This is a genomic window from Kocuria nitroreducens, from assembly GCF_042879195.1.
GTDB classification, from domain to species: Bacteria; Actinomycetota; Actinomycetes; order Actinomycetales; family Micrococcaceae; genus Kocuria; species Kocuria nitroreducens.
In genome coordinates, this window is sequence record NZ_JBHZTC010000010.1 from 65,047 (window position 1) to 81,039 (window position 15,993).

Consider the following 15,993-nt stretch of genomic DNA (forward strand, 5'->3'; position numbering starts at 1 on the left):
CCCGGCGCCCCGCACCGGGTCCCGGCCCGGCGGCCGGCACAGCGCAGGACGCCCCGCCGCGCTTGTAGCCTTGACCAGTGGCACAGCACCGGATCGTCCTGCACTACGTCTTCACCCCGCTCCCCGACCCCACGGCCGTGATGCTCTGGCAGCGCGCCCTGTGCGAGGGCCTGGGCCTGCGCGGGCGGATCATCGTCTCCCCGCACGGGCTCAACGCCACCGTGGGCGGTGAGGTCGGGGCGCTCAAGCAGTACGCCCGGACCACCCGCTCCCATCCCGGCTTCCGGGACACGGTGTTCAAGTGGTCGGACGGCTCGGCCGAGGACTTCCCGCGGCTGTCGGTCAAGGTCCGGGACGAGCTCGTGTCCTTCGGCGCGCCCGGGGAGCTCGAGGTGGACGAGCACGGCGTCGTCGGCGGCGGCACCCGCCTGGCCCCCGCCGCAGTGGACGAGCTCGTGGCCCGCCGCGGCGAGGACGTTGTGTTCTTCGACGGCCGCAACGCCCACGAGGCCCGGATCGGGCGCTTCCGCGGAGCCGTGGTCCCCGACGTCGCGCACACCCGTGACTTCGTGGCCGAGCTGGACTCCGGGAAGTACGACCACCTCAAGACCCGGCCCGTGGTCACCTACTGCACCGGAGGGATCCGCTGCGAGGTGCTCTCCGCGCTGATGCGCAACCGCGGCTTCGAGGAGGTCTACCAGCTCGACGGCGGCATCGCCGAGTACGGCCGCGAGCGCGGGGACCGAGGGCTGTGGGAGGGCTCCCTGTACGTCTTCGACCGGCGCATGCACGTGCGGTTCACTCCGGCCGCGGTCACGATCGGGCGCTGCGACCGGTGCGCCGGCCCCGCGAACCGTTTCGTCAACTGCGCAGACGCCGCCTGCCGCGCTCTCTTCCTCGCGTGCCCGGCCTGCCACGAGGAGTGCCCGCAGCTCACCTGCCCCACCGGGTGCAGGACCTCCTCGCGCCCCGCACCCGACGACGGCGCCCCGGTCGCCGTGGGGTCCGCTCCGACACCCGCACCCGACGACGGCGCCCCGGTCGCCTTCCGGCCCGTCCCGGCGCCCGTGCCCGTGCCGACGAGCGCCGCATGAGCCCGGCCGACTCCGGCCCCTTCGGGGCGCCGGCCTTCTCCCGGGTCCCGGGGACCCCCGTCTCCGACGACCCGCGGGCGCCGGTCGAGCTGCGCCACGCCCTCCGCCGGACGGGCTTCACCCACGACCGTGTGGCGGAGCTGCTGGGGGAGGCCGCCATGGACGCGCTCGCGCGGGACCAGGCCGTGCCCGCCCTGCGGGTGCTCGAGCCGGCCCTCCGCACGCCCGGGCACCCGGACCGGGGTCTCGCCGGGGTCGTCGCCCTCTTCCTGCTCGGCCGCACCGTCCCCCTGAAGACGCTCGAGCCCGCCCCGGTGCGGCCGGAGCAGCTCGTGGGCCTGGGGCTCGCCGAGGAGACGTCGGGCGGGTTGCGCTCCACCGTTGACCTGCGCCCCCACGCCTCCGACGACGGGACGGAGCTGTACGTGGCGAGCGACCTGGGCGAGTCCCAGCGCCCCGGCGCGCTCCGCCGCGACCACGTGCTGGGCATCGGGCAGGCCTCCCTGACGCTGGCCCAGGCGACCGACCGCCGCCGCGCGGACCGGGCGCTGGACCTGGGCACCGGGTGCGGCATCCAGACGTTCCACCTGCTCTCGCACGCGGGGCACGTGACTGCCACCGACGTCTCGGACCGGGCGCTGGGCTTCACCCGGTTCAACCTGCTGCTCAACGCTCAGGCCCTGGACATCGACCCCGGCCGGCTCGAGGACCGCGTGAGCCTGCGGGCGGGGTCCCTGCTGGAGCCCGTGCGCGGCGAGCTGTTCGACCTCGTGGTGTCCAACCCGCCGTTCGTCATCACCCCGCGCCCCGCCGGCGAGACCCCGCAGGACCGCTACACCTACCGGGACGGCGGCCTGCCGGGGGACCGGATCGTGGCCGACCTCGTGCGGGAGCTGCCCGGGGTCATGGCCCCCGGGGCCACCGCCCACCTGCTCGGCAACTGGGAGGTGCTCGCCCCGGCGCCCGGGGACGCGAGGTCGGCGGCCGAGCGCTGGGCTCTGCGGCCCGAGCAGTGGGTGGCCGAGGACGTCGACGCGTGGTTCGTCCAGCGGGAACTGGCCGGCCCGGAGGAGTACGCCGAGACGTGGTTGCGGGACGCCGCCGAGTCCCGGGAGCTCGACCACTACGAACGGGCCTACCGCGCCCACCTCGACGATTTCGCCACCCGCGGCGTCGAGGCCGTGGGCTTCGGGATGATCCGTCTCCGCCGCCCCGCCGGGAGCCGGCCCGGGGGTGCGCTCCGCCGCTTCGAGCACGTCCCCCACCCGGTCCAGCAGCCGCTCGCCCCCGCGCTCGCCGCGACCTGGGAACGGGCCGACTGGCTCGCGGCACACCCGCAGGACTGGCCGGACGCCCGGCTCGTGGCCGCCGAGGACGTCACCGAGGAGCGCCACCAGCGTCCCGGCGCGGAGCACCCCGGTGTGATCCTGCTCCGGCAGGGGGCCGGGCTGCGCCGGACCGTGGTGCTCTCGAGCGAGGCCGCGGGCTTCGCCGGGGCCTGCGACGGCGAGCTGAGCGCCCGGCAGATCCTCGGGGCGCTGGCCGCCCTGCTGGACTGGGCGGGCGAGGAGCGGCAGCGGCTGACCGAGGAGGTCCGGCACCTCGTGCTCGACGGCTTCCTCGTGCCGCAGGAGCTGGTGCCGCCCTCCGCCTGAGCACTTCTGGGGCGGATCAGCAGGCGACGCGGCGGCGGTGGGGTGGAAGGATGGAGGCATGACCATCGGAGAGAACCTGAACCCCATCAAGAACCTCGACAAGGACACCGTCTGGCAGCTCCTCGAGCAGCACCCCTTCGGCCGGCTGGCCGTCGAGGCCGCCGGCCTCGTGGACATCTTCCCGGTGAACTACGTGGTGCACCACCGCAAGCTGTACTTCCGCACCGCCCAGGGGTCCAAGCTCTCGAGCCTCATCGTCAACGACCAGGTGGCGTTCGAGATCGACGAGGTCACGGAGGAGCACGTCGTGCGCTCCGTGGTGGTCCACGGCAAGGCCCGCCGGCTCGAGACGCGCGCCGAGATCGACGCCGCCGAGGAGCTGCCGCTGAAGCCCTGGGCGCCCACGCTGAAGTACAACTTCGTGGTCATCGACGTGGAGCACGCCACGGGCCGCGAGTTCACGATCGGCGACGAGCCCGAGCGCTACCCCTCCTGAGCCCGGTCCGGGCCGCCGCGCCTCCCGGGCGACCCGCCCGGGAGGCGCCGACGTCCCCCGGGTCACCGCCGCGCGGGGGTTGACGGCGGTGACGCGTTATGGTGGAGCGCAACGGCGGGCCGACGCCCGCCCATTCGCCCCGACGTCCAGCAGCGCCGCGGCCGTGGCACCGCGGACCGCAGCAAGGAGTACCGTGCCAACGAAGGCCACCCAGAGCCCGGGAACGGGCAAGAGCCTGCTCATCGTGGAGTCCCCCTCCAAGGTCAAGACCATCGCCGGGTACCTCGGCGACGCCTACGAGGTCGAGTCCTCGATGGGGCACATCCGTGACCTCCCGCAGCCCTCGGAGCTGCCGGCGGAGCTCAAGAAGGGTCCCTACGGCAAGTTCGCGGTGGACGTGGAGCACGGCTTCGAGCCGTACTACGTGGTGAACCCGGACAAGAAGAAGAAGGTCACCGAGCTCCGGCGCAAGCTCAAGGACGCGGACGCCCTCTACCTCGCCACCGACGGCGACCGCGAGGGGGAGGCCATCGCGTGGCACCTCCTCGAGGTGCTCAAGCCCAAGATCCCCGTCTACCGGCTGACCTTCTCGGAAATCACCCGCGAGGCCATCGAGCGGGCCTTCGGCGAGCTGCGCGAGCTCGACCAGGACCTGGTCGACGCCCAGGAGACCCGTCGCATCCTGGACCGGCTCTACGGCTACGAGATCTCCCCGGTGCTGTGGCGCAAGATCGCCTCGGGCCTCTCCGCCGGACGCGTGCAGTCCGTGGCCACCCGCCTGGTCGTGGAGCGGGAGCGGCAGCGCATGGCGTTCGTGCCCGCCGACTACTGGGACCTCAGCGGGACCTTCGCCCGCACCGACGGCGAGGATGCCGGCACCGCCTTCAGCGCCCGTCTGTCCTCCGTGGACGGCAAGCGGGTGGCCGGGGGTCGCGACTTCGGTGACGACGGCGTGCTCAAGGGCGCCGCCGACAAGCTCGCGCACCTGGACGAGCAGGCCGCCCGTGAGCTGGCCGCCGGCCTCGAGGACGCGGCGTTCACGGTCCGTTCGCTCGAGACCAAGCCGTACACCCGCCGCCCGGCCGCGCCGTTCACCACGTCGACGCTGCAGCAGGAGGCGGCGCGCAAGCTGCGCTTCACCTCCCGCACCACCATGCAGGTGGCGCAGAAGCTGTACGAGAACGGCTACATCACCTACATGCGCACCGACTCCGTGGCGCTGTCCGACCAGGCGGTCTCGGCCGCCCGGCGGCAGGCCACGGAGCTCTACGGCGCCGACTTCGTGCCCGGCTCCCCGCGCGTCTACAGCTCCAAGTCGAAGAACGCGCAGGAGGCGCACGAGGCCGTGCGCCCGGCCGGGGACTCCTTCCGCACCCCGAACCAGGTCCGCGGCGAGCTCTCCGCGGACGCGTACCGGCTCTACGAGCTGATCTGGAAGCGAACCGTGGCCTCGCAGATGGCCGACGCCAAGGGGTCGACGGCGACCGTGCGGCTCGGGGCGACGTCGTCCGCCGGGCGGGACGCCGAGTTCTCCGCGTCCGGCACCGTCATCACGTTCCGCGGCTTCCTGGCCGCCTACGAGGAGGGCCGCGACGAGGACCCCGCCGACGGCAAGGACGGCAAGGACGGCAAGGACGGCGACAAGCGGCTCCCGCGGATGGCGGAGGGCGACCGCCTGGACGCCACCGACGTCGAGGCCGACGGGCACCGCACCTCGCCGCCCCCGCGCTACACCGAGGCGTCCCTGGTCAAGGTGCTCGACGAGCTCGGCATCGGCCGGCCCTCGACCTACGCGGCGACCATCTCCACGATCATGGACCGCGGCTACGTCCGGGTCCGGGGCTCGGCGCTCATCCCCTCGTGGACGGCGTTCTCCGTGGTGCGCCTGCTCGAGGAGCACTTCTCCGACTACGTGGACTACGACTTCACGGCCGAGATGGAGGAGGGCCTGGACCGCATCGCCCGCGGCGAGGAGGACAGCACCGACTGGCTGCAGGACTTCTACTTCGGCTCGCAGGACCACGAGAACGGGCTCAAGCCCATCGTCGACGACCTCGGCGAGATCGACGCCCGCGCCGTGAACTCCATCCCCGTGACCGAGGACATCACCCTGCGGGTCGGCAAGTTCGGCCCCTACCTGGAGGTGGTCGGCGCCGTGGACCCCGAGACCGGGGAGATCACCGACCCCGTCCGGGCGAACGTGCCGGAGGACCTCGCCCCCGACGAGCTCACGCCCGACAAGGCCCGCGAGCTCATCGAGACGGGCAAGTCGGACGGCCGGGAGCTCGGCCGCGACCCCGGGACCGGGCGCGCCATCGTGGCCAAGGACGGCCGCTACGGGCCCTACGTCACCGAGGTGATCCCCGAGCCGACCGCCGAGGAGCTCGCGGCCCAGCCCGTCGAGTACTACAAGAACGGCAAGCCCAAGCCCCCGAAGAAGCCGGTCAAGGAGAAGCCCCGCACGGGGTCCCTGCTCTCCACGATGACCCTGCAGGACGTGACCCTCGAGGACGCGCTCAAGATCCTCTCGCTGCCGCGCACGCTGGGCACGGACGCCGAGGGCAACCAGATCACGGTGCAGAACGGCCGGTTCGGCCCCTACCTCAAGAAGGGGAGCGACTCCCGCTCCCTGCAGTCCGAGGAGCAGCTGTTCACGGTCACGCTGGACGAGGCCCTGAAGATCTACGCCCAGCCCAAGCAGCGCGGCCGCGGCAGCGCCAAGCCGCCGCTCGCGGACCTCGGCACCGACCAGATCACGGAACGGCCCATGGTGATCAAGGACGGGCGCTTCGGCCCGTACATCACCGACGGGGAGACCAACGTGACGGTCCCGCGCGGCGAGACCGTGGAGCAGATCACGCCGGCGCGCGCCAGCCAGCTGCTCGCGGAGAAGCGGGCCCAGGGCCCCGCCCCGAAGAAGACGGTGCGGTCGTCGGCCAAGGGGACGACGGCCAAGAGCAGCACGACGAAGAAGATCACGGCCAAGAAGCCCGCGGCGGCCAAGCCCGCCCGCGCCGGGTCCAAGGGCTGAGCCGCTCCGCACACGCGGGACGGACACGGAACTCGAAGGAGCACCACGGCATGCGTCTCGGAGTCCTCGACGTGGGGTCGAACACCGTCCACCTCCTCCTGCTGGACGTCTACCCGGGCTCCCGGCCCGAGCCGTACGCGTCCCACAAGCTCGCCCTGCGGCTGGTGCAGTACCTCGACGGGGACGGCAACATCTCCGACGCCGGCAGGGACGCCCTCACCGCGTTCGTGGTCGAGGCCCGGGACTTCGCCGTGGACAACCGGGCCGAGGACTTCCTGGCGTTCGCGACCTCCGCGATCCGCGAGGCCGGCAACGGGGCGGAGGTGCTGGACCACGTGCAGTCCCGCTCCGGCGTCACCCTCACGGAGCTGTCCGGGGACCAGGAGGCGGCCGTCACGTTCTTCGCGGTGCGCCGCTGGTTCGGCTGGGGCGCGGGGACCGTCCTCGACCTCGACATCGGCGGCGGGTCCTTCGAGATGGCCCTGGGGGACAACGCGCTGCCCACCGTGGCGACCTCGGTGCCCCTCGGCGCGGGGCGGCTCACGCGCACCTTCATCGCCGGGGACGTCCCGACCCCCAAGGAGATGAAGGCCCTGCGCAAGCACGTGCGCAACGAGCTCAAGCCCGCGGTCGCCCGGGTGAGCGCGGCGGGGGAGCCCACCTGCGTGGCCGGCACCTCCAAGACCTTCCGCTCCCTGGCCCGGATCTGCGGGGCGGCACCGTACGCCATGGGCCCGTACGTGCCCCGCACCCTCCACCTCGAGGACCTGCGGCTGTGGACCCGCCGGATGGAGGCCATGACCCCGGAGGAGCGCGCCGAGCTGCCGGGAGTCTCCGCCGCCCGGGCCGGTCAGGTCCTCGCGGGAGCCGTGGTGGCCGAGTCGGCCATGGACGCCTACGGCGTCGAGTCGATCCGGATCTGTCCGTGGGCGCTGCGCGAGGGACTGATCCTGCGCCGCCTGGACCAGCTGAGCAGCCACTCCGACGTCCGCACCGTGGACCCCCGGCACCTGGTGGGTGCGCCGTGAGCGACCAGCAGGGCTCCGCCGCGGAGCCGTACCGTCCCCACGTGGCGCTGTCCACCAGCTCCCTCTATCCACTGGGGGTCCCGGAGACCTTCGAGGCGGCCGTGGAGCTGGGCTACGACAGCGTGGAGGTGCTGGTCACGCACGAGCGGATGAGCCAGCTCACCCACCAGCTGCAGGACCTCGTGCAGCGCCACCAGCTCCCCATCTCGACCATCCACGCCCCCACACTGCTGCTGACCCAGCAGGTGTGGGGCAAGTCGTGGACCAAGATCCAGATGGCCGCCGCGCTCACCGAGCAGGTGGGAGCGGAGGTCGTCGTGGTCCACCCGCCCTTCCGCTGGCAGCGCCGGTACGCCGCGAACTTCGTGGACGGCGTGCGGGTGGTCTCCCAGGCCACGGGCGTGAAGATCTCCGTGGAGAACATGTACCCCTGGCGGGTCCGCGGCCGCGACACCGTGGTCTACGCCCCGCACTACAGTCCGCTGGGCCTGGACTACGACTGGGTGACGTGGGACTTCTCGCACGCCGCGACCGCCCGGATGGACTCCCTGGCCGCCATCCAGGAACTGGGCTCCCGGCTGGGCCACGTCCACCTGACCGACGGGTCGGGGGAGACCACGGCGGACGAGCACCTCCTGCCCGGCCACGGCGTGCAGCCGGTGGCCGAGTCCCTCGAGTTCCTCGCCTCCACCCGGTGGCAGGGCATCATCGGGGTCGAGGTCTCGACCCGGCGCTCCAAGAACGCCGATGAGCGCACGCAGTGGCTCTCGGAGTCCCTCGAGTTCGCCCACCGGCACACGAGCCGGCCCGACGGCGCCCAGAGTGCCGGCGGCACCGACAGCACGGAGAGCACTGACCGCACCGAGAGCTGACCGCCCCGAGGGCTGACGGCCGAGGGCACCCCCGCCTCCCGGCCCGCGCCCCTCCTCGTCCGCCCCGATCCGCTCCGGACGATGAACACCCGCCGCCCCGCTGCCACCGCTGAATCTCCACCGATGCATGTCACCGATCCATATCCACCGAACCCCTTCCACGACGAGAGGACCTCACCGACCATGACTCCTGTGCTCGCCTTCCTGGGCTGCGGCTCCATGAACGGATCCATCCTGCGGGGGGTGCTGGCCTCCGGAGTGCCCGTCGATCAGGTCCGGGCCACCGTCCGCTCCGCGGAGAGCGCCCGCCGGCTCGAGGACGAGACGGGCGTGCGGCCCTACGTCACCGGGGAGGACGCCGAGGCCAACCGGCGGGCGGCCCGCGAGGCGGACGTCGTGCTGCTCGGCGTGAAGCCCGTCGGCATCCTCGACCTCGCCCGCGAGATCGCCCCCGCACTGCGCACCGGCACGGTCGTGGCGTCGGTGGCGGCGGGGATCTCCGTGGGCGCCCTCGAGCTGGCCCTCCCCGCCGGGCAGCCGGTGGTGCGCACGATGCCGAACACGCCCTCCAGCGTGGGGCGCGGGGTCGTCTCGGTCACCCCGGGGACCGCCACCGCTCCCGAGCAGACGGAGTCCGTGCGCCGGGTGCTCGCGGCCGTGGGCACCGTGGTCGAGGTCCCCGAGGAGCAGGTGGACGCCGTGACCGGCGTCTCCGGCTCCGGGCCCGCCTACGTGTTCCTGCTGGCCGAGGCCATGCAGCGAGCGGGGGAGCGGATGGGGCTGCCGGCGGACGTCGCACGCGTCCTCGCGAAGGAGACCGTCTCCGGCGCCGGGGAGCTGCTGCGCCCGGCGGAGGCCGACCCCGCCGCCCTGCGCAAGGCCGTCACGAGCCCCAAGGGAACCACCGACCGGGCCATCACGACCTTCCAGGACAACGGCTTCGAGGACCTCGTCGCTGCCGCGGCCCGGGCCTCCGCGGACCGCTCGGCAGAGCTCACGCGCGAGTTCAGCGGGTCCTGATTCGCGGCCCGGGAGGCCTCCGGGTCAGGGGCGGGCCGCGAAGCGCTCGAGCAGGTCCACGTGCCCCGAGACGATCAGCAGGTCACGGGAAGTGACCTTGGTGTCGGGACGGGCGTAGGTGAAGTCCTCGCCCGGTGACTTCACACCGACCACGGTCACGCCGTACTTGGAGCGGACGTTGGAGTCGCCCAGGGTGAAGCCCTGCACCTCCCGCGGCGGGTACATCTTGACGATCGCGAAGTCGTCGTCGAACTCGATGTAGTCCAGCAGCCGGCCCGAGACCAGGTGCGCGGTGCGCCGCCCCGCGTCCGCCTCGGGAAAGATCACGTGGTGCGCCCCGATGCGGGAGAGGATCTTGCCGTGCGAGGGCGTGATGGCCTTCGCCCAGATCCGGCTCACGCCGAGGTCCACGAGGTTCGCCGTGATGAGCACGCTCGACTCGATGGACGTGCCCACACCGACCACGGCGGAGTCGAACTCGGCCGCGCCCAGCTGCCGCAGGGCGTCGATGTCGGTGGCCTCGGCCTCGACCACGTGCGTGAGCTGCCCGGAGAGCTTCTGCACCAGCTGGGCGTCCCGCTCCACGCCCAGGACCTCCCGGCCCTGACGGGCCAGCTGGAGCGCGGTGGCGGTGCCGAAGCGGCCGAGGCCGATCACCAGGACGGGGACGCTGTGGGACGAACGGTCAGCCAATGATGGGCCTTTCCTCGGGGTACCTGTACAGGCGCCGGCGCGAGCGCAGCGCCAGGGCGGCGGCCACGGTGGTGATGCCGATGCGTCCCACGAACATGGTCGCCGCGAGCACGTACTTGCCCTCCGGGGGGAGCTCCGCGGACAGGCCGACGCTCAGCCCGCACGTCGCGTAGGCCGAGATCACCTCGAAGAGCACCCGGTCCAGGGGCGCGTCGGAGAAGGCCAGCAGGAATCCGCAGGACACCAGCACGATCGTCGCCCCCATCATGATGACCGAGATCGCGATGCGCAGGGCCTCCTCGGGGATGGTCCGGTAGAACGAGATCACGGACCGGTCGCCGCGGGCCTCGGCCAGCACCGCGAGGAACACGACGGCGAGCGTGGTGACCTTGATGCCACCGGCCGTGGACGCCGAACCGCCGCCCGCGAACATCATGGCGTCCGTCATCAGCAGCGTCTGCGGCAGCTCGCTGTTGGTGTCGACGAGGGCGAAGCCCCCGGAGCGCATGTTGACCGAGGAGAAGAAGCCGTTGAAGATCTTCTCGCCCACGGAGAGGTTCTGCAGCGTCCCCGGATTGGACCACTCGAACGCGGTGTACATGATCCACGCCAGGACGAGCAGCACGGTCGTGGTCGCCACGGTGAGCTTCGTGTTGAGGTTCCACCGGGTGAACCGCAGGCCGACCTGCCGCACCACCAGGACCACGGGGAAGCCGAGGGAGCCGATGAAGACTCCGAGGGCGATGGGCACGACGATCAGCCACGCCGTCGTGTAGGGCCCGAGGCCGGCCTCGTTGGGCACGAAGCCGCCGTTGTTGAACGCCGAGATCGCGTAGAAGACGCCCTGCCACAGGGCGAGCAGGACGGGCTCTCCCTCCAGCAGGAAACCGACGGTGAGGACCGCGGCCAGAACCGCCTCGATGCTCACGGAGGTGAGCACGATGATCTGCAGGAGCGAGCCGACCTCACCGAGCCGCCCGATGTTGAGGGCCTCCTGCGTGAGGAGCCGCGACCTGAGGCCGAGCTTGCGGCCCACGGCGAGAGCGAGGATCGACGTCATCGTGAGGGTGCCCAGCCCGCCGATCTGCATAGCGACCATGATGACGAACTGCCCGAAGAACGACCAGTTCGCGCCGGTGGGCACCGTGGTCAGGCCCGTCACGGTGACGGCGGACGTCGCCGTGAACACCGCGTCCTCCAGCGAGGTGTCGACGCCGGGAGCGGCCGAGACGGGCAGCCACAGCAGGAAGGAGAAGGCGGCGACGACGACGGCGAAGACGATGAGCGCCAGGCGCGCCGGGGAGGACGCCGCGATCCGGTCCACGAGGTCGCGCAGGGAGGTGAGCCGCCAGAAGCGGCCGCGCTCCTCGGGACGGACCCAGGCACCGCGCTGCAGGTTGCTCACGGGCGCTCCTCCTGGTGTCCGGACCGCCGGGCGAGGCGGGGCGGCGGCTGCGGTCGCCGCGACCGCTGACAGTATCGCACTGCCGGGGGTGCGCGGGTGCGACGACACATAGCCGGCGCCGGGCGGGCCCCGGGACACCGTCCGGCGCCCCGGGTGGTCTAATGATCGGTGTGACTCCTGCTACATCCGGGCCCGGCGCCCCGTACCCCACACGACTGTTCTGGGACCCCGCCCTGCTCGAGTACAACTTCGGGGACCACCACCCCATGCACCCGTCCCGGCTCGAGGCCACCTACCGCCTGATCCAGGAGTTCGGTCTCGACCGCCGGGACAACGTCACGGTGGAGGTGCCCGAGGTGGCGCCGGACGATGTGCTCCACCTCGTCCACCCGCAGCACTACGTGGACTCGGTCCGAGCCGTCAGCGCCGACCCCTCCGTGGAAGTCCCCGAGTGCGGGCTGGGCACGGAGGACACCCCTGCCTATCCGGGCGTGCACGAGGCGAGCGCCCGGCTCGTGGGCGGAACCTACCAGGGCGCCGTGGCCCTTCTCGCCGGGGACGCGGTGCACGCCGTGAACTTCGGGGGAGGGATGCACCACGCCCACGCGGAGAAGGCCAGCGGCTTCTGCATCTACAACGACTGCGCCGTGGCGGTCCAGCACCTGCTCGACCAGGGGGTCCAGCGGGTGGCCTACGTGGACGTCGACGGCCACCACGGCGACGGCACCGAGTCGATCTTCTACGACGACCCCCGCGTCCTCACCATCTCGCTGCACGAGACGGGCCTGACCCTGTTCCCGGGTACGGGCTTCGCCAACGAGACCGGCCGCGGGGAGGCCGAGGGGCACGCCGTGAACGTGGCGATGCCCACGGCGTCCGACGACTCCATGTGGCTGCGCGCGTTCGACGCCGTGGTCCCGCCCCTGCTGCGCCAGTTCCGGCCCGGGGTGATCGTGAGCCAGCACGGTTGCGACTCGCACTTCGCCGACGAGCTCACGCACCTGCGCGTCAGCGTGGACGCGCAGCGGCAGACCGCCGTGGCCGTGGCCGCACTGGCCCACGAGCTGTGCGAGGGCCGGTGGATCGCCACCGGCGGGGGCGGGTACAACTGCTACGACGTGGTGCCGCGCTCCTGGACGCACCTGGTCGGCGTCGCCGCGGGCCACCCGATCGACGTGGGCGCCGCGGTGCCGCAGCCGTGGCGCGACTACGTGCGCGAGCGCTACGGCGTCGACGCGCCGCGCGTCATGGGCGACGACGTGGACCTGTGGTGGCGCTCCTGGGAGGTGGGCTTCGACCCGAACGACGAGACGGACCGCACCATCATGGCCACCCGCAAGGAGGTCTTCCCCCAGTGGGGGCTGGACCCGTGGTTCGACTGAGTCCGTCACCCGCGGGGTCCGACGATCGTGCCGGCGGCCGTGACCCGGGCGACGGCGGCGGTCACGGCGGCGGCGCGGACGTGCCGGTGCCGGGAGCCGCACGGCATCCCGTTTACAGTGATCGGATGGGCAACAACAACGACGTGTTCGCGGTGATCGCCGACAAGACCCGGCGGGGGATCCTTGCCGCGCTCAAGGACGGCGAGCGACCCGTGGGGGACCTCGTGGCCGAGCTGGGAGTGTCCCAGCCGACCGTCTCGAAGCACCTGAAGATCCTGCGCGAGGCCGGTATGGTGTCCATGGAGGCACAGGGGCAACGACGCCTCTACGCCGTGCAACCGGAGCCGCTAGCCGAGGTCACCGCATGGGTCCACGAGGTCGTGGGCGGGGCTGCCCACGAGGCGTCCGTCCCGGTGCGCGCCCCGGAGGACGCCACCGCGACCGACAGCGCCGGAACCGACACTGCCGTGATCACCGGGACCGACGAGGCCGGGGCGACCGGGCGGGACGCGGAGGTGGTGCCCGGGTCGGACGCCGCGGCGGCGCTCGTGCCGGAGCCGGCCGTCGACCCCGGCCCGGAGCTGCCCGTCGGCGGCACCACCGCACGCCCGAGCAGGGGCACGGGGGCTCGTGCGGTGGACATCCTGTCCAGCCTCTCCGGCCTGCGCCGCCGCACCAGGAATCCGCGGCGGTGACCGGCCGGGCCCAACCGATCGGAACGAGGAGCACCATGCACGAGGACCTGTACCCCATCCGCCAGGCCGTACTCGCCCGCAACCCCGGAGAGGTGGAGTTCCACCAGGCCGTGGACGAGGTCTTCGACTCCCTGGGCCCCGTGGTCGCGCGCCACCCCGAGCTGCTGGACGCCGCCGTGCTCGAGCGGGTCTGCGAGCCGGAGCGGCAGATCATCTTCCGCGTCCCCTGGACCGACGACCAGGGCCGCGTGCACATCAACCGCGGCTTCCGGGTGGAGTTCAACTCCGCGCTCGGGCCCTACAAGGGCGGACTGCGCTTCCACCCCTCCGTGTACCTGGGCATCGTCAAGTTCCTGGGCTTCGAGCAGATCTTCAAGAACGCCCTCACGGGCATGCCCATCGGCGGCGGCAAGGGCGGCTCGGACTTCGACCCGAGCGGGCGCTCCGACGGCGAGATCATGCGCTTCTGCCAGTCCTTCATGACCGAGCTCTACCGCCACATCGGCGAGTACACCGACGTCCCCGCCGGTGACATCGGCGTGGGCGGGCGCGAGATCGGCTACCTGTTCGGCCAGTACAAGCGGATCACCAACCGCTACGAGTCCAGCGTGCTCACCGGCAAGGGCCTCAGCTGGGGCGGCTCCCTGGTGCGCACCGAGGCCACCGGCTTCGGCACCGTGATGTTCGCGGAGGAGATGCTGCGGACCCGCGGGCAGTCCTTCGACGGGCAGACCGTGCTGGTCTCCGGCTCGGGCAACGTGGCGACGTTCGCGATCCACCGGGCGCAGCAGCTCGGGGCCACCGTGGTCACCGCCTCCGACTCCAGCGGCTACGTGGTGGACCCGGACGGCATCGAGCTGGAGCTGCTCCGCGAGGTCAAGGAGATCGAGCGCGGACGGATCTCGGAGTACGCCGAGCGCCGCGGCGGGCGCGCCCGGTTCATCGCCAAGGGCTCGGTGTGGGACGTGCCGGGCACCGTGGCCCTGCCGTGCGCCACCCAGAACGAGCTGGACGGCTCCCACGCCAAGAAGCTCCTCGACCACGGCGTGCTCGCCGTGGCGGAGGGCGCCAACATGCCCACCACGGGCGAGGCCACCCGGCTGTTCCAGGAGGCGGACGTGCTCTTCGGCCCGGGCAAGGCGGCCAACGCCGGGGGCGTGGCCACGTCCGCGCTCGAGATGCAGCAGAACGCCTCCCGCGACTCGTGGACCTTCGAGTACACGGAGGAGCGGCTCGGCCAGATCATGAAGTCGATCCACGACACCTGCGCCGAGACCGCCGAGGACTACGGCATGACCGGCAACTACGTGGCCGGCGCGAACATCGCCGGGTTCATGAAGGTGGCCGGCGCCATGGTGGCGCAGGGCCTCATCTGATCCCGTGCCGGGCCCGGTGGAACCGGGCCCGGCAGGGGGTCCCCGTCCGCACTTCCGACACGTCCGGAGCCGCGATCGTCCCACGGAGGGCCGCGGTGGTCCTACCCTGGAGACTATGGCAACGCATCGGCAGGTCCTGCAGTGGCTGGAGAACGAGCTGTTCGACGGCCACCTCGTGCTGGGTCAACAACTGCCCTCGGACCGCGACCTCGCGGCCATCCACCGCGTGTCCCGCAACAACATGCGGGAGGCGCTCAAGACCTTGGAGGCCCAGGGCATCGTGCGGCTGTTCGACGGGCCGCGCAAGTCGATCCTGCCGATGCTGGTGCGGGAGCCCGCGGCCTCCGCGGGGCCCGCCCTGCAGCTGCACATGGCCACCTCGGACTACCCCCTGCGGGACATCGTGCAGACCCGGGTGCTGCTCGAGACGTGGGCCCTGGAGCGCTCGGACCCGGAGCACCCGGCGATGGCCGAGCTCCGGGCGCTGCTCGAGCAGATGGCCCGGGACGACCTGTCCCTCAAGGAGTTCCACCACCTCGAGGTGAGCTTCCACATCGCCCTGTGCAAGACCGCCGGCAACTCCGTAGTCTCGGCCCTGATGTCCTCCCTGCGGGACTCGATCTACGAGTACACGATGGCCCTCGTGGGCCACGTGCCGCTGTGGAGCACCACCTCGGAGCGGTTGCGCGCGGAGCACCACGCCATCTACTCCGCCGTGGCGGCCGGTGACCGCCGGCTCGCGTCCCGGCTGGTGGCAGAGCACATCGAATACCAGTACCGCGAGGCCGGCGTGGACCCCGACCAGGAGCAGCGCACCCCCGGCCCCGCGCCGGACGCCCCTGCCGAGCTGAACCCGCCCGGTGCCGCGGCGGGGCTGCCGGACACGGCCGAGGACGCGTTCGGGAACGAGTCCGGGGACGGGCCGGCGCCGGTGTCCCGCAGCGCCTGAGGCGTCCGCGGCCGGACCGAATGCAGCAATCTCCCCACGAGACGGTAGGGTGTCAGTGAACGTTTGCCCGGCCGTCACCGTCCGCAGGCCGGCACCCCTAGGTCCCGCCTGTCGCGCGGAGCACCCGGGGACCACCACCGAGACATGAAGATGCGAGGGATCCTATGGGTTCAGTGATCAAGAAGCGCCGCAAGCGGATGTCCAAGAAGAAGCACCGCAAGCTGCTCCGCAAGACCCGTCACCAGCGCCGCAACAAGAAGTGACCCTGCGCTGAGCGCGCCACCGGGGCCGCCGTCC

General features: G+C 72.3%; 14 protein-coding genes. 12 read left to right on the forward strand and 2 right to left on the reverse strand.

The annotated features are described in order from the left end of the window. Positions 1 to 77: 77 nt before the first annotated feature. The 7 genes from trhO (at position 78) to proC (ending at position 9,196) form a co-directional block, all read left to right on the forward strand. Positions 78 to 1,094, forward strand: a complete 1,017-nt coding sequence (gene trhO / locus ACFYE1_RS08695) for an oxygen-dependent tRNA uridine(34) hydroxylase TrhO (RefSeq protein WP_387741890.1) — start codon at positions 78 to 80, stop codon at positions 1,092 to 1,094. After that, the gene (locus ACFYE1_RS08700; protein WP_387741892.1) at positions 1,091 to 2,749 is read left to right on the forward strand and encodes a DUF7059 domain-containing protein; all 1,659 of its coding nucleotides are present in this window, start codon (positions 1,091 to 1,093) and stop codon (positions 2,747 to 2,749) included. Before trhO ends, ACFYE1_RS08700 begins: the two co-directional genes overlap by 4 nt. Positions 2,750 to 2,807: 58 nt before the next feature. Further along, on the forward strand, positions 2,808 to 3,245 hold the full coding sequence (locus ACFYE1_RS08705) for a pyridoxamine 5'-phosphate oxidase family protein (RefSeq protein WP_387741894.1): 438 nt from the start codon (positions 2,808 to 2,810) through the stop codon (positions 3,243 to 3,245). Between the two features lie 193 nt (positions 3,246 to 3,438). Further along, positions 3,439 to 6,276, forward strand: coding sequence for a type I DNA topoisomerase (gene topA / locus ACFYE1_RS08710; protein ID WP_387741896.1), 2,838 nt, complete (start codon positions 3,439 to 3,441; stop codon positions 6,274 to 6,276). A 50-nt stretch (positions 6,277 to 6,326) separates the two neighbouring features. Then, entirely contained in the window at positions 6,327 to 7,304 is a 978-nt protein-coding gene (locus ACFYE1_RS08715; protein WP_387741898.1) for a Ppx/GppA phosphatase family protein, read from the forward strand. After that, on the forward strand, positions 7,301 to 8,176 hold the full coding sequence (locus tag ACFYE1_RS08720) for a sugar phosphate isomerase/epimerase family protein (RefSeq protein WP_387741900.1): 876 nt from the start codon (positions 7,301 to 7,303) through the stop codon (positions 8,174 to 8,176). The genes ACFYE1_RS08715 and ACFYE1_RS08720 overlap by 4 nt, the downstream gene beginning before the upstream one ends. 183 nt (positions 8,177 to 8,359) lie before the next feature. Continuing rightward, on the forward strand, positions 8,360 to 9,196 hold the full coding sequence (gene proC, locus ACFYE1_RS08725) for a pyrroline-5-carboxylate reductase (RefSeq protein WP_387741903.1): 837 nt from the start codon (positions 8,360 to 8,362) through the stop codon (positions 9,194 to 9,196). Positions 9,197 to 9,220: 24 nt separating this feature from the next. Here proC and ACFYE1_RS08730 read toward each other — a convergent pair whose 3' ends face one another. Beyond that, positions 9,221 to 9,889: a potassium channel family protein gene (locus tag ACFYE1_RS08730; RefSeq protein WP_017832491.1), complete on the reverse strand. Its 669-nt coding sequence runs from the start codon at positions 9,887 to 9,889 to the stop codon at positions 9,221 to 9,223. Further along, the gene (locus ACFYE1_RS08735) at positions 9,882 to 11,285 is read right to left on the reverse strand and encodes a TrkH family potassium uptake protein (protein ID WP_387741983.1); all 1,404 of its coding nucleotides are present in this window, start codon (positions 11,283 to 11,285) and stop codon (positions 9,882 to 9,884) included. Before ACFYE1_RS08735 ends, ACFYE1_RS08730 begins: the two co-directional genes overlap by 8 nt. Before the next feature lie 170 nt (positions 11,286 to 11,455). Between ACFYE1_RS08735 and ACFYE1_RS08740 the strand changes: the two genes are divergently transcribed. From ACFYE1_RS08740 to ACFYE1_RS08760, 5 genes are all read left to right on the forward strand, one after another. Beyond that, positions 11,456 to 12,676, forward strand: coding sequence for an acetoin utilization protein AcuC (locus tag ACFYE1_RS08740; protein WP_387741905.1), 1,221 nt, complete (start codon positions 11,456 to 11,458; stop codon positions 12,674 to 12,676). 125 nt (positions 12,677 to 12,801) lie between these two features. Next, positions 12,802 to 13,371 carry an ArsR/SmtB family transcription factor gene (locus tag ACFYE1_RS08745; protein WP_387741907.1) on the forward strand — a complete coding sequence of 190 codons (570 nt, stop codon included), beginning with the start codon at positions 12,802 to 12,804 and terminating at the stop codon, positions 13,369 to 13,371. A gap of 35 nt (positions 13,372 to 13,406) precedes the next feature. Continuing rightward, positions 13,407 to 14,747 carry an NADP-specific glutamate dehydrogenase gene (gene gdhA, locus ACFYE1_RS08750; protein WP_387741909.1) on the forward strand — a complete coding sequence of 447 codons (1,341 nt, stop codon included), beginning with the start codon at positions 13,407 to 13,409 and terminating at the stop codon, positions 14,745 to 14,747. A 115-nt stretch (positions 14,748 to 14,862) separates the two neighbouring features. Beyond that, positions 14,863 to 15,696, forward strand: a complete 834-nt coding sequence (locus ACFYE1_RS08755) for a FadR/GntR family transcriptional regulator (RefSeq protein ID WP_387741911.1) — start codon at positions 14,863 to 14,865, stop codon at positions 15,694 to 15,696. Between the two features lie 164 nt (positions 15,697 to 15,860). After that, positions 15,861 to 15,959 carry a 30S ribosomal protein bS22 gene (locus ACFYE1_RS08760; protein WP_005504750.1) on the forward strand — a complete coding sequence of 33 codons (99 nt, stop codon included), beginning with the start codon at positions 15,861 to 15,863 and terminating at the stop codon, positions 15,957 to 15,959. The last annotated feature ends 34 nt before the right edge of the window (positions 15,960 to 15,993 follow it).